Annotated in this window: 18 protein-coding genes and 1 pseudogene; 10 read left to right on the top strand and 9 right to left on the bottom strand. The window is 68.4% G+C overall.

Translation table 11 applies throughout. The features are described from left to right. Positions 1 to 101: 101 nt before the first annotated feature. Positions 102 to 1,037, top strand: coding sequence for a class I SAM-dependent methyltransferase (locus AWC17_RS21260; protein WP_047321996.1), 936 nt, complete (start codon positions 102 to 104; stop codon positions 1,035 to 1,037). A 13-nt stretch (positions 1,038 to 1,050) separates the two neighbouring features. Then, positions 1,051 to 2,253, top strand: coding sequence for a CoA transferase (locus AWC17_RS21255; protein ID WP_046186140.1), 1,203 nt, complete (start codon positions 1,051 to 1,053; stop codon positions 2,251 to 2,253). Positions 2,254 to 2,263: 10 nt separating this feature from the next. Here AWC17_RS21255 and AWC17_RS21250 read toward each other — a convergent pair whose 3' ends face one another. From AWC17_RS21250 to AWC17_RS21225, 6 genes are all read right to left on the bottom strand, one after another. After that, on the bottom strand, positions 2,264 to 2,704 hold the full coding sequence (locus tag AWC17_RS21250; RefSeq protein ID WP_046186141.1) for a response regulator: 441 nt from the start codon (positions 2,702 to 2,704) through the stop codon (positions 2,264 to 2,266). Continuing rightward, positions 2,701 to 4,248, bottom strand: a complete 1,548-nt coding sequence (locus AWC17_RS21245) for a sensor histidine kinase (RefSeq protein WP_082123169.1) — start codon at positions 4,246 to 4,248, stop codon at positions 2,701 to 2,703. Before AWC17_RS21245 ends, AWC17_RS21250 begins: the two co-directional genes overlap by 4 nt. A 71-nt stretch (positions 4,249 to 4,319) precedes the next feature. Further along, complete coding sequence (locus AWC17_RS21240; protein ID WP_046186143.1) at positions 4,320 to 5,513, bottom strand: PP2C family protein-serine/threonine phosphatase; 1,194 nt, start codon at positions 5,511 to 5,513, stop codon at positions 4,320 to 4,322. Positions 5,514 to 5,659: 146 nt separating this feature from the next. Further along, positions 5,660 to 6,829, bottom strand: a complete 1,170-nt coding sequence (locus AWC17_RS21235; RefSeq protein WP_046186144.1) for an acyl-CoA dehydrogenase — start codon at positions 6,827 to 6,829, stop codon at positions 5,660 to 5,662. Positions 6,830 to 6,901: 72 nt separating this feature from the next. Continuing rightward, positions 6,902 to 7,411: a 5-(carboxyamino)imidazole ribonucleotide mutase gene (gene purE, locus AWC17_RS21230; protein ID WP_085165068.1), complete on the bottom strand. Its 510-nt coding sequence runs from the start codon at positions 7,409 to 7,411 to the stop codon at positions 6,902 to 6,904. Positions 7,412 to 7,476: 65 nt separating this feature from the next. Beyond that, positions 7,477 to 8,706 carry a 5-(carboxyamino)imidazole ribonucleotide synthase gene (locus AWC17_RS21225; RefSeq protein ID WP_046185605.1) on the bottom strand — a complete coding sequence of 410 codons (1,230 nt, stop codon included), beginning with the start codon at positions 8,704 to 8,706 and terminating at the stop codon, positions 7,477 to 7,479. A gap of 97 nt (positions 8,707 to 8,803) precedes the next feature. Here AWC17_RS21225 and AWC17_RS21220 point away from each other — a divergent pair, with 97 nt between their 5' ends. After that, positions 8,804 to 9,463 carry a GtrA family protein gene (locus tag AWC17_RS21220; RefSeq protein ID WP_046185604.1) on the top strand — a complete coding sequence of 220 codons (660 nt, stop codon included), beginning with the start codon at positions 8,804 to 8,806 and terminating at the stop codon, positions 9,461 to 9,463. On the opposite strand, the gene AWC17_RS21215 is transcribed toward AWC17_RS21220, so the two are convergent. Further along, on the bottom strand, positions 9,418 to 9,936 hold the full coding sequence (locus tag AWC17_RS21215; protein ID WP_046185603.1) for a PH domain-containing protein: 519 nt from the start codon (positions 9,934 to 9,936) through the stop codon (positions 9,418 to 9,420). The genes AWC17_RS21220 and AWC17_RS21215 overlap by 46 nt on opposite strands. A 32-nt stretch (positions 9,937 to 9,968) precedes the next feature. Next, positions 9,969 to 10,787: a biotin--[acetyl-CoA-carboxylase] ligase gene (locus AWC17_RS21210; protein ID WP_046185602.1), complete on the bottom strand. Its 819-nt coding sequence runs from the start codon at positions 10,785 to 10,787 to the stop codon at positions 9,969 to 9,971. Between the two features lie 49 nt (positions 10,788 to 10,836). Here AWC17_RS21210 and AWC17_RS21205 point away from each other — a divergent pair, with 49 nt between their 5' ends. From AWC17_RS21205 to AWC17_RS21175, 7 genes are all read left to right on the top strand, one after another. Next, positions 10,837 to 12,477 carry an acyl-CoA carboxylase subunit beta gene (locus AWC17_RS21205; protein ID WP_046185601.1) on the top strand — a complete coding sequence of 547 codons (1,641 nt, stop codon included), beginning with the start codon at positions 10,837 to 10,839 and terminating at the stop codon, positions 12,475 to 12,477. Positions 12,478 to 12,533: 56 nt separating this feature from the next. Beyond that, the gene (locus AWC17_RS21200) at positions 12,534 to 12,800 is read left to right on the top strand and encodes an acyl-CoA carboxylase epsilon subunit (RefSeq protein ID WP_244193510.1); all 267 of its coding nucleotides are present in this window, start codon (positions 12,534 to 12,536) and stop codon (positions 12,798 to 12,800) included. Continuing rightward, on the top strand, positions 12,797 to 13,447 hold the full coding sequence (locus tag AWC17_RS21195; RefSeq protein ID WP_085165067.1) for a Maf family protein: 651 nt from the start codon (positions 12,797 to 12,799) through the stop codon (positions 13,445 to 13,447). Before AWC17_RS21200 ends, AWC17_RS21195 begins: the two co-directional genes overlap by 4 nt. A 115-nt stretch (positions 13,448 to 13,562) precedes the next feature. After that, positions 13,563 to 14,456 (top strand): sulfurtransferase, encoded by an 894-nt coding sequence (locus AWC17_RS21190; RefSeq protein ID WP_046185598.1) that lies wholly within the window; start codon positions 13,563 to 13,565, stop codon positions 14,454 to 14,456. Continuing rightward, positions 14,453 to 14,899, top strand: coding sequence for a SufE family protein (locus tag AWC17_RS21185; RefSeq protein WP_046185597.1), 447 nt, complete (start codon positions 14,453 to 14,455; stop codon positions 14,897 to 14,899). Before AWC17_RS21190 ends, AWC17_RS21185 begins: the two co-directional genes overlap by 4 nt. A gap of 98 nt (positions 14,900 to 14,997) precedes the next feature. Continuing rightward, positions 14,998 to 16,791 (top strand): acetyl-CoA carboxylase biotin carboxylase subunit, encoded by a 1,794-nt coding sequence (locus AWC17_RS21180; RefSeq protein WP_047321991.1) that lies wholly within the window; start codon positions 14,998 to 15,000, stop codon positions 16,789 to 16,791. Between the two features lie 180 nt (positions 16,792 to 16,971). Further along, positions 16,972 to 17,403, top strand: coding sequence for an STAS domain-containing protein (locus AWC17_RS21175; RefSeq protein ID WP_046186302.1), 432 nt, complete (start codon positions 16,972 to 16,974; stop codon positions 17,401 to 17,403). Here the strand turns inward: AWC17_RS21175 and AWC17_RS21170 are convergent. Beyond that, positions 17,374 to 17,784 (bottom strand): annotated as a pseudogene (locus tag AWC17_RS21170) (sigma-70 family RNA polymerase sigma factor); the annotation flags it as partial. The gene AWC17_RS21175 and the pseudogene AWC17_RS21170 overlap by 30 nt on opposite strands. Between the last annotated feature and the right edge of the window lie 76 nt (positions 17,785 to 17,860).

The following is a 17,860-nucleotide window of genomic DNA, read 5'->3' as shown; positions in this document are numbered from 1 at the left end:
CGCCCGCCCCGGCCCCGGATAAGGGCGCAACGCCACTAGCGGGAGGGGCTTTGGTCACCATCGTTATTCTGGCTAACGACTAGACGGAAAGGGCATTGCCGATGACGCGCACCGACAACGACAGCTGGGACCTGGCCACCAGTGTGGGGGCCACCGCCACCATGGTGGCGGCCGGACGGGCCCGGGCCACCCGCGACGCGCTGATCGACGACCGGTTCGCCGAGCCGCTGGTACGCGCCGTCGGCGTCGACTTCTTCACCCGGTGGGCCAACGGCGAACTCGACTCCGTCGACGTCGACGAGCCCGGCGCCCCGTGGGGCATGCAGCGCATGACCGACATGCTGGCCGCCCGCACGCGCTACATCGATGCGTTCTTCGCCGAGGCGGGCGCCCAACAAGACCCAGCCATCCGCCAGGTGGTCATCCTGGCCTCCGGCCTGGACGCGCGCGCGTACCGGCTGCCCTGGGCCGCGGGGACCACGGTGTTCGAGATCGACCAGCCGCAAGTCATCGAATTCAAGACCACCACCATCGCCGACCTCGGCGCCGAGCCCACCGCCGAGGTCCGGGCCGTCCCGATCGACCTGCGCCACGATTGGCCGTCGGCGCTGCGCGAGGCCGGGTTCGACACCGGGCGGCCCGCCGCCTGGGCCGCCGAGGGCCTGCTCGGCTTCCTGCCGCCCGAGGCGCAGGACCGGCTGCTCGACGACATCACGGCGCTCAGCGCCGACGGCAGCCGGCTGGTGGCCGAGGTCTTCATCAACTCCGGCGACAACGGGGAGGCCCTGAACGCCGCCAGCCAGAAGTGGCGGGACAACGGCCTGGACATCGCGCTCGGCGACCTGGGCTTCCCGGGCGCGCGCAACGACGCGGCGACCTATCTGGAGCGGCACGGCTGGCGCACGGTTCGCACACCCCTGAATCAGTTGTTGGCCGACAACGGGTTACCTTTGCAGCGCACCGACCCCGGTGCGCCGTTCGCCCAGAACTACTACTGCACCGGGGTCTTGCATAAGGCGATGCACACTGCCCGTTGACGGAAGGCCACCCATGGCAAACAGCGCGCCCGCCAAGCCGCTCGACGGTTTCCGGGTACTCGATTTCACCCAGAACATCGCCGGGCCGCTGGCCGGCCAGGTGCTGGCCGACCTGGGCGCCGAGGTGATCAAGGTCGAGGCGCCCCTCGGTGAGGCGGCCCGGCAGATCATCGCGGTCCTGCCCGGGCGCCCGCCGCTGCCCACGCTGTTTCTGCCCCACAACCGGGGCAAGAAGTCCGTGGCGGTGGACCTCACGGACGACGAGGCCAAGCAGCAGATCCTGCGGTTGGTCGACACCGCCGACGTCGTGCTGGAGGGGTTTCGCCCCGGCGTGATGGAACGCATGGGGCTGGGCCCCGACGACCTGCGCGCCCGCAACCCCAGGCTGATCTACGCGCGGCTGTCGGCCTACGGCGGCAACGGCCCGCACGGCAGCAGGCCGGGCGTCGATCTGATGGTCGCGGCCGAGTCGGGCATGACCACCGGCATGCCGACACCGACCGGCAAACCGCAGATCATCCCCTTCCAGCTCGTCGACGCCGCCAGCGGTCACGTTCTGGCCCAGGCGGTGCTGGCCGCACTGCTCAACCGGGAGCGCCACGGGGTGGCCGACGTGGTGCGGGTCGCCATGTACGACGTCGCGGTCAACTTGCAGGCCAGCCAGCTCACGATCCACCTCAACAAGCCGAGCGAGACGCCCAAGCCCGACGCCGCTCCAAAAGCCAAGAAGCGCAAGGGAGTCGGCTTCGCCACCCAACCGTCGGACGCGTTCAAGGCCGCCGACGGCTACCTGGTGATCAGTGCCTACGTGCCCAAGCACTGGGCGAAGCTGTGCCAGATCATCGGCCGCCCGGACCTGCTGGAAGACGAGCGGTTCATCGACCAGCGATCACGCGCGATGAATTACCCCGAATTGACCGAGGAACTCGAGTCGGCGCTGGCCGCCAAGACCGCGGCCGAATGGGTTGAGCTGCTTCAAGAAGGCGGCCTGATGGCCTGCCTGGCTTACACCTGGAAACAGGTGGTGGACACCCCGCTGTTCGCGGAGAACGAGCTCGCCCTGCGGGTGGGCAGCGGCGACCCGGAGATGGGGGCCATCACGGTGGTACGCATGCCGGCGCGCTACTCGAGCTTCGACGCGGTGGTCACCGACCCCCCGCCCGCGCCGGGGCAGCACAACGACGTGTTCCTCACCGCGCCGCAGCCGGCGCCATAACCGGCCGCCGTCACAGGCTGGGGAGACGCACCACCTGGACGAAGAACTCGTCGATCTGCCGGACCGCCTTCATGAACTGATCCAGGTCGACCGGCTTGGTGACATAGGCGTTGGCGTGCAGCTTGTAGCTGCGCAGGATGTCCTCCTCCGCCGAGGAGGTGGTGAGCACGACGACCGGGATGCGGGCCAGGTCCGGGTCGGACTTGACCTTCTCCAGCAGCTGGCGGCCGTCGTATTTCGGCAGGTTCAGGTCCAGCAGGATGAGGTCGGGCCTCGGCGCGTCCTTGAATTGACCGCGCTGGTAGAGGTAGTCGAGGCCTTCCTCTCCGTCGTGCGCGACGTGCAGCCGGTTCTTGAGTTTGTTGTGCTCGAACGCTTCTCGCGTGATGAGCTCGTCTCCCGGATCGTCTTCGACGAGCAGGATGTCGATGGCTCTACCGGCCGATGTCATTCGTGCGCTCCTTCCAATGCGGCCGCGCGTGGCGCGTCCGCGTCGTTGTGGGGCCCGGGCTCGGGCTCGGCCATGGGCAGCGTGAACTCGAACCGCGTTCCCTCGGTGCGGGACGTGTCGATCCGGATGGTGCCGCCATGGTGCTCGACGATCTTCTTGACCAGCGCCAGGCCGACACCGGTCCCGGCGTACACGTCGCGACCGTGCAGGCGCTGGAAGATGACAAAGACCTTGTCGGCGAACTCGGCCGGGATCCCGATACCGTTGTCCGACAGGGTGATCACCCATTCGCCGTCGTGGTTGCCGGTGCCCGGTGCGCACTCGATGACGACGCTGGGCCTGCGATCTTTGTGCCGGAACTTCACCGCATTGCCGATGAGGTTCTGCCACAGCATCGTCAGCAGCATCGGATCGCCCTTGATCCGCGGAAGACCGTCGGGGCGCACGATCTCGGCTTCCGACTCTTCGATCGCGGCGGCCAGGTTGGCCAGGCCGGAGTCCAGCGTGGTGTCGAGGTTCACGTCCGTCTCCGTCGTGCCCAGCCGGCCGACGCGCGAGAAGGTGAGCAGGTCGTTGATCAGCGCCTGCATCCGCTTGGCTCCGTCGACCGCGAAACCGATGTATTCGATCCCGCGCTCGTCCAGTTTGTCGCCGTATCGCCGCTCCAGCAGCTGACAGAACGAGGCGACCTTGCGCAGCGGCTCCTGCAGGTCGTGCGACGCGACGTAGGCGAACTGCTCGAGTTCGGCGTTGGACCGCCGCAATTCGGCCGCCTGCTCGTCCAGCTGCGCCTGGGCCGAACGCGATGTCTCGAGCTCGTCGACCATCCGCTTGCGCATGTTCTCGACGTCGATCGCCATGTCGCGAACGTCTTTGGGCCGCTTCGGCGGCGCGATGCTTTCCTCGAAGTTGCCCTTGGTGATCCGCCGGGATGCCGCGGCCAAGGCGGCGAGCGGACGGGCGACCGTGTCCCGGACGAGGAAGCCCAGCAGCCCGGCCGTGACGAAGAACAACAACACCATTGCGCCGAGTGCCCTGTCGCGCCACGCATCGGTGTGTTTGAGTTCGTCCGCGGCCGTCGCCCGCGCCGCGGACAGGTTCGCGTTCTGCCTATCGAAAAGCGTTCGCAAATGGTCGAATTCGGCTTTGCCGCGCTCCGCCGACGGTTTGCTCGCGACGTTCTTGCCGTTGGGCATCACAGTGGCGATGACCGGCTCGGCGTAGTTTTCCCGCCACTCGGCCGCGGCGCCCTCGATAGCGGCCAGGTCGCCTAACAGATCCGGGCGCCGGCTCAGGCGGCGCCGGATTTCTTCCGCCGCCGCCTGTTCGGCGTGTTGCCCGTCGTAGTACGGCGTGAGGAATTGCCGGTCCCCGGCGATCAGGTAGCCCCGGATGCCCGTCTCCTGGTCGCGCAACGCGGCCTGCAGCTGGAAGGCCCCCACGCGCGCCGGCTGAATGTTGTCGACAAGCTCGTGCGTCATCTGGTCCGTGCGGTTCAGCAACAGGAAGCCGACCACCGCACCGGCGAGCACCATCACGCCCATGCTGACCAGGACGAGGGCCTGCCATCCACGCACGGTCAGCTGCGACAGACGCAGGCGGCGCAACCTCGGGGTCACGTGGCGGTCCTTTCGACCCGCAGCACGGCGATGTCGTCGGTGAGCCCGCCGCGCGACTGGGCGAGTTCCTGCGCCCCGTCGATGAGCGCATCGACGAACTCCGGGCCCGGCCGGTTCGCGTGCGAGCGGGCCAGCGCGAGCAGTCCGTCCTCGCCGAGGCGCCGGGTGCCGTGTCCCGAATATCCCTCGAACAGCCCGTCCGTCAGCAGCAGCAGGCCGTGACCCGCCGGCAGATCCATCTCATACCGCGGCCAGTCGTCGTCGGCGCTCAGGCCCAGCGCGGGGCCGCCCGGCGGCTCCACCCATTCCACGGCGCCGTCGCGCTGCAGCAGCATCCCGGGATGGCCGGCGCGGACGGCGGTGATGCGCGTGCTGTCGGCCGGGAGTTGAAGACTGAGCACGGTCGCGAAAACGCCTGTGCCCGTTCGCTCGGAGCGCAGCACCCGCTCGAGCTGCCGCATCAGTTCCACCCCGTGCACACCGGCGAAGGTGAGGGCGCGAAAGGCGATCCGCAGCGCAGCGCCCAGGGCGGCCTCGTGCGGCCCGTGCCCCGCGACGTCGCCGATCAGGACGTGGACGACCCGGTCGGGCGTCTGGACCACGTCGTAAAAATCCCCGCACAGCAACGCGTCCTCGCGGCTCGGCCGGTACCGGGCGACGATGTCGACGCCCGGGTTGTCCAGCAGCAGCGGGGAGGGCAGCAGGCCGCGCTCCAGCAGCGCGTTCTCGCGGGCCCGCAGCTGGCTCGCGTGCAGGTCGGCGGCGATCAGCTCGGCGCGCTTGCGCTCGATCGCGTAGAGCAGCGCGCGCCGCAGCATCTCGGGCTCGACACGACCCTTGACCAGGTAGTCCTGAGCGCCCGCCGCGACCGCGGAGGCCCCGAAGTACTCGTCGTTCAGCCCGGTCAGCACGACGATCGGAACGGTGGCATCGCGCTTGGCGATGCGGTCCAGCGCGTCCATGCCGTTGGCGTCGGGCAGGTGCAGGTCCAACAGCACGCAGTCGGGCCGGGCGGAGGCCAGCTCCCGCTCGGCGTGGGCCATCGACTGCGCCCACACCACCCGGATATCGGCGACCCCGTCGGCGATCAGGTCTTCCACGAGCACCGCATCGGCGCGGTCGTCCTCGACCAACAGCAACGACAATGACTGCCAATTCGCCTCCGGGGTCACTGGAGCACGCACGGGCATCAATTCCCGGTTATCCGAGGATGCGCAAAGGAAGCCACGCTGTTCACTTCAGACCCCCTGGCCGCGGGTAAGACCCATCAGCACGACTCTACGTTTTAGGTACGGTCTCACCACCCCGAATGGTTAACCGTCCGAGATCCTATAGGTCAGCGCAGCAACGCCCGCGACATGACCACGCGCTGAATCTGATTCGTGCCCTCGTAGATCTGGGTGATCTTGGCGTCGCGCATCATCCGCTCGACGGGGAAATCGACGGTGTAGCCGGCACCGCCGAAGAGCTGCACCGCGTCGGTGGTCACCTCCATCGCGACGTCGGAGGCCAAGCACTTGGACGCCGCGGAGATGAAGCCCAGGTTGGATTCGCCGCGCTCCGCGCGGGCCGCCGCGTGGTACACCATCAGCCGGGCGGACTCCACCTTCATGGCCATGTCGGCGAGCATGAACTGCACGCCCTGGTTGTCGCTGACCGGGCGGCCGAACTGCTTGCGGTCCTTGGTGTATGCGATCGCGGCATCGAGCGCGCCCTGGGCGATGCCGACCGCCTGGGCACCGATGGTGGGCCGGGTGTGGTCCAGCGTCGCCAGCGCGGTCTTGAAGCCGGTGCCCGGCTCACCGATGATCCGGTCGCCCGGGATGCGGCAGTTCTCGAAGTACAGCTCGGTGGTCGGTGAGCCCTTGATGCCGAGCTTGCGCTCCTTGGGGCCGACGGTGAACCCCTCGTCGTCCTTGTGCACCATGAACGAGGAGATGCCGTTGGCGCCCTTGTCCGGGTCGGTTACCGCCATGACGGTGTACCAGCTCGACTTGCCGCCGTTGGTGATCCAGCACTTGGCGCCGTTGAGAATCCAGTCGTCCCCGTCGGCCTTGGCCCGGGTCCGCATCGAGGCCGCGTCGCTGCCGGCTTCCCGCTCGCTCAGCGCGTAGGACGCCATCGCGGTGCCGTCGGCGATCGAGGGCAACACCTGCTTCTTCAATTCGTCGGAGCCCCGCAGAATCAGCCCCATGGTGCCCAGCTTGTTCACCGCGGGGATCAGCGACGCCGAAGCGTCGACGCGGGCGACTTCCTCGATCACGATGCACGCCGCCACGGAATCGGCGCCCTGGCCGCCGTACTCCTCGGGCACGTGCACCGCGTTGAATCCGGAGGCATTGAGCGCTTCGAGCGCCTCGTCCGGGAAGCGCGAATTCTCGTCCACGTCGGCGGCGTGCGGGGCGATCTCCTTCTCCGCCAGCGCGCGGATCGCTGCCCGCAATTCGTTGTGTTCCTCGGGCAATTGGAACAAATCAAAGGTGGGGTTTCCGGCCCATCCAGCCATCTCGGACTCCTATTACGCTGTGCCGACCTGCCCGGCTCCGCCGCGGGCGCGGCCCGTCTCGTCGCCAGGCTACTAGCCGGTAACTTTACCCTGGCGCTCCTGAAGCGCCTCATCCTTGGCCCGCACGCTCTCAGCCAGCTGGCCTTGGAACTCGACGATTCGGGCCCGCAGCGCCGGGTCGGACGACCCGAGAATGCGCACGGCGAGCAGGCCCGCGTTCCGGGCGCCCCCGATCGAGACCGTGGCCACCGGGACACCCGCCGGCATCTGCACGATCGACAGCAACGAGTCGAGGCCGTCCAGCCGCGCCAGCGGCACCGGGACCCCGATCACCGGCAGCGGCGTCGCGGACGCGACCATCCCGGGCAAGTGGGCGGCGCCGCCGGCACCGGCGATGATCACCTCGATGCCGCGGTCGGCCGCGCCGCGCGCGTAGTCGAACATCACCTGGGGCGTGCGATGCGCCGAGACCACCCGAACCTCGGTCGGTATGTCGAACTCGGCCAGCGCGGCCGCGGCGTCGGCCATCACCGACCAGTCGCTGTCGCTGCCCATGATCACCCCGACCCGAGCCTCAGTCATGTGCGCCGCTCCTCCTCGCGTTTTCCGATCGCACTGCCCTGTTCATCGTCGCCGGCGCGTGAGAACTACTCATGTGGATCCCATCCGTCCGTCCACTGCCCGTGTGCCAACCAGTGTGCCGCCAGCTCTGCGCGCTCCCGCAGCGCGTCCACCTCCGCCATATCGGTCCCGAGGAAATTGACGTGGCCGATCTTGCGACCGGGTCGTTCCTCCTTGCCGTAGAGGTGGACCCGGGCGTCGGGCATCCGCGCGAACAGGTGGTGCAACCGCTCGTCCATCGTGATAGCGGGCATCGCCGGCCCCGTCTGCGGGGCGCCCAGCACGTTGGCCATCACCGTCACCGGCACCGTGGCGTCGGTGTCGCCGAGCGGATAGTCCAGCACCGCGCGCACGTGCTGTTCGAACTGGCTGGTGCGCGCGCCGTCCATGGTCCAGTGCCCGGAGTTGTGCGGGCGCATCGCGAGCTCGTTGACGAGCAGCGCGCCGTCGGTGGTCTCGAACAGCTCGACCGCGAACACCCCGACGACGCCCAGCTCGGCGGCCAACCGCAACGCCAGCTGCTGGGCCGCGGCGGCCAGCTCGCCGGGCAGCCCGGGCGCGGGCGCGATCACCTGCACGCAGATCCCGTCTCGCTGCACCGTCTCGACGACCGGCCAGGCCGCGCCCTGGCCGAACGGTGAGCGCGCCACCAGCGCCGACAGTTCGCGGCGCAGATTCACCTGTTCCTCGGCCATCACCGGCACATCGTCGGCCAGGAAGGTGGCGGCGATCTCACGGGCGTGCAACGGGTCGCGCGCCATTCGCACCCCGCGCCCGTCGTAACCGCCGCGGACCGCTTTGACGACCACGGGCCCGGCTATGCGTTGCGCGAAGGCATCGAGTTCGTCGACGCTCCGGATTTCCGCATAGCGGGGCACCGGGGCGCCCAGCGCCTCCAGCCGCCGGCGCATGACCAGCTTGTCCTGGGCGTGCACCAGCGCCTGCGGCGGCGGCGCGACGTTGACGCCTTCGGCGACCAGCTTGTCCAACAGCTCGGTCGGCACGTGTTCGTGGTCGAACGTCAGCACGTGGGCTCCGGCCGCGACCCGGCGGAGGTCTTCCAGGTCGGTGTGCGAACCGATCACCACGTCGGGGGTGACCTGCGCGGCCGGCTCGTCGGGGGCGGTGGCCAGCACCCGCAGCGTCTGCCCGAGGGCGATCGCGGCCTGGTGGGTCATCCGGGCTAGTTGGCCGCCGCCGACCATGGCGACTAACGGGGCGGCCCCGGGCGGGCGTGTACTCGGCACGGCCATCATGGTGTCACGGCCCGGGCGGCGTGTTGACCGGCGGTGACGCCGAATTGTTATGTACGATTTTGCGTCTATTTTGTGTCCGTCCGTACACTGACGACTTGTGCCCTTCGCCGAAGCCGCAATCGAGCGTCTACCCGGGTTTATTCAGCCCTATTTGCTGCGCCACCACGAACTGATCAAATTCGCCATCGTCGGCGGAACCACGTTCGTGATCGACTCGGCGATTTTCTACACGCTGAAGCTGACAATTCTGGACTCCAAGCCGGTCACCGCGAAGGTCATCGCCGGCATCGTCGCGGTGATCGCGTCCTACGTGTTGAACCGCGAATGGAGCTTCCGCGACCGTGGCGGCCGCGAACGTCACCACGAAGCGCTGCTGTTCTTCGCGTTCAGCGGCGTGGGGGTGCTGCTCTCCATGGCACCGCTGTGGTTCTCCAGCTACATCCTGCAGCTGCGTGAGCCGATGGTGTCGCTGACCGTGGAGAACATCGCCGACTTCATCTCCGCCTACATCATCGGCAACCTGCTGCAGATGGCGTTCCGCTTCTGGGCGTTCCGGCGCTGGGTGTTCCCCGACGAGTTCGCGCGCAACCCCGACAAGGCGCTGGAGTCCGCCCTCACCGCCGGCGGCATCGCCGAGATGCTCGAGGACGAGATCGAGGGCGGCAATGTCACGCTGCTGCGCGCCTGGCGTAACCGGGCCGGCCGGTCGGGTCAGCTGGGCGATTCCTCCGAACCCAGGGTGTCGAAAACTTCGTGATACAGCAGCGCGTGCACCTCGCGCAGCCGCGGAATGTCGTAGAACTCCAACGGATCTTGTGATGCCGATTCGATGATCAGCGTCCCGGTGCGAAACATCCGCTCGGTGATCCGGTCGCGGAATTCCACGCTGTTGATCCGCGCCAACGGGATATCGATGCCGGTGCGGGTCAGCACCCCGTGCCGAAACATCACCCGCCGGTTCGTCACGACGAAATGGGTGGTCAGCCAGGTCAAGAACGGCCACAGCGTCAGCCAGCCGACGATCACCAGCCAGATGCCCCAGATGACGCCGTAGATGATGTTCTTGGCCAGCTGGCCCCAATGCGTCGAATTGAGGTATCCGGAGCCGAACGACGCCAGCGCCGTCGCCAGCAGGAGGGCCACGACGGGCCAGATCAAACGCTTCCAGTGCGGGTGGCGGTGGACGATAACCTGCTCGCCGGCGGCCAGGACATTATCCGGATAGCTCACCCTGGCGACCTTAGCTCTCGGTGCGCCGATAGCTACCGCAAATGCACCACGTCCCCGGCCGAGACGACGACGGTCTGTCCTCCGCTTTCGATGCACAGCCTGCCCTGGTCGTCGACGGCGCTCGCCTGTCCGACGACCTCCTTGCCGCCGGGCAGGTGAGCCCGCACCCGGGTGCCGATGGTCAGGCTGCGCGCCCGGTAGTCGGCCGCCAGCGCCCAGTCGGCCCCGCGCGCGGCGCGCCAGGCCACGATCCGCCGTCCGAGCTCTCTCAACAGCCCGCACACCAGCCGCGTGCGGTCGGGCGCCGACACGCCCAGGTCGAGCAGCGAGGTGGCCCCGGCGCCGTCGACGTCCTCCGGCACCTCGGTTACGTTGAGCCCCAGGCCAATTACCACCACCGGCCGTGACACCTCGGCCAGGATGCCCGCCAGCTTGGCCGGTGAACCGGGGGCACCCGCAAGCACGTCGTTGGGCCACTTGAGTCCCACCTGCACCCCCTCGAGCAGGGGGGCCACCGTGTCGACCACCGCCACCCCGGTGGCCAGCGGCAGCCAGCCCCATCCGGCGGTGGGCACGTCGACGATGCTCACGGCGACCGACATCGTGATCTGGGCCCGCGGGGTGGCCGACCAGCCACGGCCGTGCCGCCCGCGCCCCGCGGTCTGGTGCTCGGCGATCAGCACGGAGCCGGCGACGTCGGTCCCCGACGCCGCTTGCGCGAGCAGGTCGGCGTTCGTGGAACCGGTCTGTTCGACGACCTCGAGCCGGCGCCAACCGAGTCCGGTGCCGATCACTTCGGCGCGCAGCGTGGCCTGGTCCAGCGGTGCCCTGAGCTCATCGGTGTCCATCACTGCCCAGCCTAAAACTCCGCCGGGGCGGCGGCCGATACCATCGGATCCCATGACAAGCGTTACCGACCACACCGCGGAGCCGGCCGCCGAGCACACCATCGACATCCACACCACGGCAGGCAAGCTGGCCGAGCTGCACAAGCGCCGGGAAGAGTCGCTGCACCCGGTGGGCGAAGAGGCCGTCGACAAGGTGCACGCCAAGGGCAAGCTGACCGCCCGCGAGCGCATCTATGCCCTGCTGGACGAGGACTCGTTCGTCGAACTCGACGCGTTGGCGCGGCACCGCAGCTCCAACTTCGGCCTGGAGAACAACCGCCCGCTCGGCGACGGCGTGGTCACCGGTTACGGCACCATCGACGGCCGCGACGTGTGCATCTTCAGCCAGGACGCCACGGTGTTCGGCGGCAGCCTCGGCGAGGTGTACGGCGAGAAGATCGTCAAGGTCCAGGAACTGGCGATCAAGACCGGCCGCCCGCTGATCGGCATCAACGACGGCGCCGGCGCGCGCATCCAGGAGGGCGTCGTCTCGCTCGGCCTGTACAGCAAGATCTTCCGCAACAACATCCTGGCCTCCGGCGTGATCCCGCAGATCTCGCTGATCATGGGCGCCGCCGCCGGTGGGCACGTCTACTCCCCCGCGTTGACCGACTTCGTGGTGATGGTCGACCAGACCAGCCAGATGTTCATCACCGGGCCGGACGTCATCAAGACCGTCACGGGCGAGGACGTCACGATGGAGGAACTCGGCGGCGCCCACACCCACATGGCCAAGTCGGGCACCCTGCACTATGTCGCCTCGGGCGAGCAGGACGCCTTCGACTGGGTGCGCGACCTGCTGAGCTACCTGCCGCCCAACAACGCCACCGACCCGCCGCGCTACGCCGAGCCCGTCCCCGAGGGCGCTATTGAGGACAACCTCACCGAGGAGGACCTCGAGCTGGACACGCTGATCCCGGACTCGGCCAACCAGCCGTACGACATGCACGAGGTGATCACCCGCATCCTCGACGACGACGAGTTCCTGGAGATCCAGAGCGGTTATGCCACCAACATCGTCGTCGGATTCGGCCGCATCGAGGGCCGGCCGGTCGGGATCGTGGCGAACCAGCCCACGCAGTTCGCCGGCTGCCTGGACATCAACGCCTCGGAGAAGGCGGCGCGGTTCGTGCGGACCTGCGACTGCTTCAACATCCCGATCATCATGCTGGTGGACGTCCCGGGCTTCCTGCCGGGCACCGGCCAGGAATACAACGGCATCATCCGGCGCGGCGCCAAGCTGCTGTTCGCCTACGGCGAGGCCACCGTTCCGAAGATCACCGTCATCACCCGCAAGGCCTACGGCGGCGCGTACTGCGTCATGGGCTCCAAGGACATGGGTTGCGACGTCAACATCGCCTGGCCGACGGCCCAGATCGCGGTGATGGGCGCCTCCGGGGCCGTCGGCTTCGTCTACCGCAAGCAGCTGGCCGAGGCGGCCAAGGAGGGCAAGGACGTCGACGAGCTGCGCCTGCAGTTGCAGCAGGAGTACGAGGACACGTTGGTCAACCCGTACGTCGCCGCCGAGCGAGGCTACGTGGACGCGGTGATCCCGCCGTCGCACACCCGCGGCTACATCGGCACCGCGCTGCGGCTGCTGGAGCGAAAGATCGCGCACCTGCCCCCCAAGAAGCACGGGAACATCCCGCTGTGAGCCGAACGAGCGGAGCGAACGCAGTGAGCGACGGGAGTGAGGCGAACAATCCGGCTGTGAGCAACGAAAACGGTTCTGAGCCAACCGAAGCCGTGCCGCATCCGCACGAGCCGCACGAGCCGCACATCCAGATCCTCAAGGGCCACCCCACCGACGAGGAGCTGGCCGCGCTGGTCGCCGCGCTCGGCGCCGTCGCCGGCAGCGCCCCCGAGCCCCGCGAGCCCGAGCCCACCCGCTGGGGCCTGCCGGTGGACCGGCTGCGTTTCGCGATGTCCAACTACCAGCGGCTCACCATGCAGCAAATGATGCACATGAAGCATTGACCCGCCTGGTTCTCGGGTCGGCATCGTCGGGCCGGCTGAAGGTGCTGCGCCAGGCCGGCGTCGATCCGCTGGTCGCGGTTTCCGGCGTGGACGAGGACGCCATCGTCGCCGAGCTGGGGCCCGAGGCCACCCCGGACGAGGTCGTGTGTGCGCTGGCCGCGGCCAAGGCCGAATGCGTGGCGGGCGAGCTGAACGGCGCCGTCGCCGCCGATTGCGTTGTCCTCGGCTGTGATTCGATGCTTTACCTCGACGGCGAGCTGTGCGGCAAGCCCGGGTCGGCCGACGCCGCGGTGGCCCAGTGGCGCCGCATGGGTGGCCGGTCGGGCCGGCTGCACACCGGGCACTGCCTGCTGCGGCTTCAGGATGGCACCGTCATCCGTCGTGAGGTGGAATCTGCTTGCACCACAGTGCATTTCGCCGTTCCCGCGGACACGGACCTGCGGGCTTACGTCGCCAGCGGCGAGCCGCTGCACGTGGCCGGCGGGTTCACCTTCGACGGGCTGGGCGGCTGGTTCGTCGACGGGATCGACGGCGACCCGTCGAACGTGATCGGCGTGAGCCTGCCGCTGCTGCGGTCCCTGTTGAGCCGGGTCGGGCTGTCCGTCAGTTCGGTGTGGGCGGCAAGCGCCGGCAACGCCGCCGGCTGATCCGCGAAACTTAAGCCACGGCGGTCCGCCCCGGCGTGTCGTCGCCGACGTTTAAGTGTCGTGGCATGCCAACTGCGGGGATCCGGCGTCCGGCCGTGACGGTAGGCTCGGTTGCGTGGCATTACCCCCCGATCCAAGCCCGACCCTGACGGCCTACGCCCACCCTGAACGGCTGGTCACCGCCGACTGGGTCTCCGCCCACCAGGGCGTCCCCGGCCTGGTGATCGTCGAGTCCGACGAGGACGTCTTGCTCTACGACGTCGGCCATATCCCCGGCGCGGTCAAGGTCGACTGGCACACCGACCTCAACGACCCGACGGTCCGCGACTACATCAACGGCGAGCAGTTCGCCGAATTGATGGACCGCAAGGGCATCTCGCGCGACGACACCGTGGTGATCTACGGCGACAAGAGCAACTGGTGGGCCGCGTACGCGCTGTGGGTCTTCACGTTGTTCGGCCACCCCGACGTGCGCCTGCTCAACGGCGGACGCGACCTGTGGTTGGCCGAGCGCCGGGAGACCACCCTGGACGTGCCGACCAAGACCTCCACCGGCTACCCCGTCGTCGACCGCAACGACGAACCCATCCGGGCGTTCAAGGACGACGTGCTGGCCATCCTGGGCTCCGAGCCGCTGATCGACGTGCGCTCGCCGGACGAGTACACCGGCAAGCGCACCCACATGCCCGAGTACCCCGAGGAAGGCGTGCTGCGCGGCGGCCACATCCCCACCGCCCGGTCCATCCCGTGGGCTAAGGCCGTCGACGATAGCGGGCGATTCCGCAGCCGCGAGGAGCTCGAGGAGCTCTACGACTTCATCGACCCCGACGACAAGACCGTCGTGTACTGCCGCATCGGCGAGCGGTCCAGCCACACCTGGTTCGTGCTCACGTACCTGCTGGGCAAGCCCGGCGTGCGCAACTACGACGGATCGTGGACGGAGTGGGGCAACACCGTGCGCACACCGATCGTCGCCGGTGAAGAACCGGGAGCCGTTCCGGTCCGATGACCCTGCCCGCCGCGCTGGCTGAGGTGGTGTCCGACTTCGCCGAAGTACAGGGCCAGGACAAGCTGACACTGCTGCTGGAATTCGCCAATGAACTCCCTGCCCTGCCTCCCGAGTTGGAGGAGCAGGCCATGGAGCCGGTGCCCGAGTGCCAGACCCCGCTCTTCCTCCACGTCGACGCCAGCGACCTCAACCGGGTGCGGTTGCACTTCAGCGCACCCGCCGAGGCGCCGACCACGCGGGGGTTCGCCTCCATCCTGGCCGCCGGCCTCGATCAGCAGCCCGCGGCCGACATTCTGGCGGTGCCCGAGGATTTCTACACCGACCTGGGTTTGGCCGCGCTGATCAGCCCGCTGCGGTTGCGCGGCATGTCGGCGATGCTCGCCCGCATCAAGCGGCGGCTGCGCGAGTCGGCTCAAAATTCCGGCACCGCCTCATCGGCCTGACGGCGCGGCGCTTAGACTTCCCCGGAGTTGTAAGAAACTCTCTTAAGAAGCCCACGGCGGAAACCACGTCCGCAGAGATATGCCAAACAGGAGGCGCAGTGGCTAGTCACGCCAGCTCGAGGATCTCCAAAGTGCTTGTCGCCAACCGCGGCGAGATCGCTGTTCGGGTGATCCGCGCGGCCCGCGATGCGGGCCTGCCCAGCGTGGCGGTGTACGCCGAGCCCGACGCCGACGCGCCGCACGTGCGCCTCGCCGACGAGGCGTTCGCCCTGGGCGGCCAGACCTCGGCGGAGTCCTACCTGGACTTCGGCAAGCTCCTCGACGCGGCGGCCAAGTCGGGCGCCAACGCCATCCACCCCGGCTACGGCTTCCTCTCGGAGAATGCCGATTTCGCGCAGGCGGTCATCGACGCCGGGCTGATCTGGATCGGCCCCAGCCCCCAGTCGATCCGCGACCTCGGTGACAAGGTCACGGCCCGCCACATCGCCGCCCGCGCCCAGGCTCCCCTGGTGCCCGGTACCCCCGACCCCGTCAAGGACGCCGACGAGGTGGTGGCCTTCGCCAAGGAGTACGGCGTGCCGATCGCCATCAAGGCGGCCTTCGGCGGCGGCGGCCGCGGCATGAAGGTCGCGCGCACCATCGAAGAGATCCCCGAGCTGTTCGAATCGGCCACCCGTGAGGCCGTCGCCGCCTTCGGCCGCGGCGAGTGCTTCGTCGAGCGCTACCTGGACAAGCCGCGCCACGTCGAGGCGCAGGTGATCGCCGACCAGCACGGCAACGTCGTGGTCGCCGGGACCCGCGACTGCTCGCTGCAACGCCGTTTCCAGAAGCTGGTCGAGGAGGCGCCGGCGCCGTTTTTGACCGACGCGCAGCGCAAAGAGATCCACGAGTCGGCCAAGCGGATCTGCAAGGAGGCGCACTACTACGGCGCCGGGACCGTCGAATACCTGGTCGGCCAGGATGGGCTGATCTCCTTCCTGGAGGTCAACACCCGCCTCCAGGTCGAGCACCCCGTCACCGAGGAGACCGCCGACATCGACCTGGTGCGGCAGCAGTTCAAGATCGCCAACGGCGAGAAGCTGGACCTGACCGAGGACCCCATACCCAATGGGCATGCCATCGAGTTCCGGATCAACGGCGAGGACGCCGGACGCGGCTTCCTGCCCGCTCCCGGCCCGGTGACGAAGTTTCACCCGCCCGCGGGCCCGGGCGTGCGGTTGGACTCCGGGGTTGAGACCGGCTCGGTGATCGGCGGCCAGTTCGACTCGATGCTGGCCAAGCTGATCGTGCACGGGGCCAACCGCGCCGAGGCGCTGGCGCGCGCCCGGCGCGCGCTGGCCGAGTTCGAAGTCGAGGGCCTGGCCACGGTCATCCCGTTCCACCGCGCCGTGGTGTCCGACCCCGCGTTCATCGGCGACGACGAGGGCTTCTCGGTGCACACCCGCTGGATCGAAACCGAGTGGAACAACACCATCGAGCCCTTCACCGGTGGCGAACCCGTCGACGAGGACGACGCCCGGCCGCGGCAGAAGATGGTCGTGGAGGTCAACGGCCGCCGGCTCGAGGTGTCGCTGCCCGGCGATCTGGCGCTGTCGAATGGCGCCGCCGACTCGGCCGGTGTCATCCGCAAGAAGCCCAAGCCGCGCAAGCGCGGGTCCCACGGGGGCGCCGCGGCTTCCGGTGACGCGGTGACCGCGCCCATGCAGGGCACCGTGGTCAAGGTCGCGGTCGAGGAGGGTCAGCAGGTCGTCGTCGGCGAGCTGGTCGTGGTCCTCGAGGCGATGAAGATGGAGAACCCGGTCACCGCGCACAAGGACGGCGTTATCACCGGACTCGCCGTCGAGGCCGGCATCGCCATCACCCAGGGCACGGTACTCGCCGAGATCAAGTGATCCCGCGTTCCTGAGAATTAGTCCAGGAATCGTTGTAGGCCTGCTGCACCACAGGTATGGTCGGGTCAGGTTGAGTTCACAGCCGTCCGGATCACGTCAATTGGCGTGGAGAAGGTGAACTCCCTGCGTTCCAGCTCAAATCCACGCCCGACGTCTTCCGCAGCACATCCTGCTTTACGGATGGAGTCAGTAATGTCTGTGGCCCGATCTTGGCAGCACAGCGGCGCGGCGCAATTCACCGCGCGCTGCGACCCGTCGGGGACCCTGATCACGGTTGACGGTGAACTCGACGCCGCCAACGCCGATCAGCTCGCTGCTTACGTCCGACACGTCGTCGGTCGGTCGCCGCGCGTGATCCTGGACCTGCGCGGCCTGAAATTCATTGGTACGGCTGGCTTTTCGGCACTGCACCGCATCAACGTCGTCTGCTCGGCCGCCCAGGCGTCTTGGGCGATGGCGTCGAGCCCGGCGGTGTCGCGGTTGCTGCGCATCTGCGACCCCGACGGCACCCTCCCGGTGACGACGCCCATGGCCGAACCGCTGTTGGAACCGTTGCGGTGGGAAGGCGGAAAGCCCCTGTCCCTACTGCAATTGGTCGCGCAGCCGCGTTAGCGACTTCGCCAGCAGCCGGGACACGTGCATCTGCGAGATGCCAACCCGCTCGGCAATCTGTGTCTGCGTCATCGACTCGAAGAACCTGAGCACCAATACCGTTCGTTCTCGCTCGGGCAACGCCTCGAGCAGTGGACGCAGCGACTCCTGATCCTCGATCCGGTCCAGACCGGTATCCACGTCACCCAGGGTGTCGGCGATCGCGCGGGCTTCGTCCTCTTCGCCGCCGCCGCCGCTGTCGATGGACAAGGTGTTGTACGAGCTGCCCGCCACCAGGCCCTCGACGACCTCGTCGCGGTCCATCTCGAGCTCAGCGGCGAGTTCGGTTGCGGTGGGCGCCCGGCCCAGCCGTTGCGACAGATCGGCGGTGGCGGCGCCGATGTCCGTTGACATCCGATGTGATGTATTGCCACCGTATCTGCGGTATCGGCGTGTCTTTGCCAATCTATCCGAGGTA

It is taken from the genome of Mycobacterium nebraskense (assembly GCF_002102255.1).
Classification (GTDB): Bacteria; Actinomycetota; Actinomycetes; order Mycobacteriales; family Mycobacteriaceae; genus Mycobacterium; species Mycobacterium nebraskense.
Note: the sequence above shows the minus strand (reverse complement) of the source record. Positions and strands in the feature narration are given on the sequence as shown.

Coding starts and splice junctions, on each gene's coding strand:
- AWC17_RS21185 (WP_046185597.1), top strand. CDS start 14,453: ATGACCCTGCCCGCCGCGCTGGCTGAGGTGGTGTCCGACTTCGCCGAA.
- AWC17_RS21240 (WP_046186143.1), bottom strand. CDS start 5,513: ATGCCCGTGCGTGCTCCAGTGACCCCGGAGGCGAATTGGCAGTCATTG.
- purE (WP_085165068.1), bottom strand. CDS start 7,411: ATGACTGAGGCTCGGGTCGGGGTGATCATGGGCAGCGACAGCGACTGG.
- AWC17_RS21255 (WP_046186140.1), top strand. CDS start 1,051: ATGGCAAACAGCGCGCCCGCCAAGCCGCTCGACGGTTTCCGGGTACTC.
- AWC17_RS21225 (WP_046185605.1), bottom strand. CDS start 8,706: ATGATGGCCGTGCCGAGTACACGCCCGCCCGGGGCCGCCCCGTTAGTC.
- AWC17_RS21235 (WP_046186144.1), bottom strand. CDS start 6,829: ATGGCTGGATGGGCCGGAAACCCCACCTTTGATTTGTTCCAATTGCCC.
- AWC17_RS21205 (WP_046185601.1), top strand. CDS start 10,837: ATGACAAGCGTTACCGACCACACCGCGGAGCCGGCCGCCGAGCACACC.
- AWC17_RS21250 (WP_046186141.1), bottom strand. CDS start 2,704: ATGACATCGGCCGGTAGAGCCATCGACATCCTGCTCGTCGAAGACGAT.
- AWC17_RS21245 (WP_082123169.1), bottom strand. CDS start 4,248: ATGGGCGTGATGGTGCTCGCCGGTGCGGTGGTCGGCTTCCTGTTGCTG.
- AWC17_RS21260 (WP_047321996.1), top strand. CDS start 102: ATGACGCGCACCGACAACGACAGCTGGGACCTGGCCACCAGTGTGGGG.
- AWC17_RS21175 (WP_046186302.1), top strand. CDS start 16,972: ATGGAGTCAGTAATGTCTGTGGCCCGATCTTGGCAGCACAGCGGCGCG.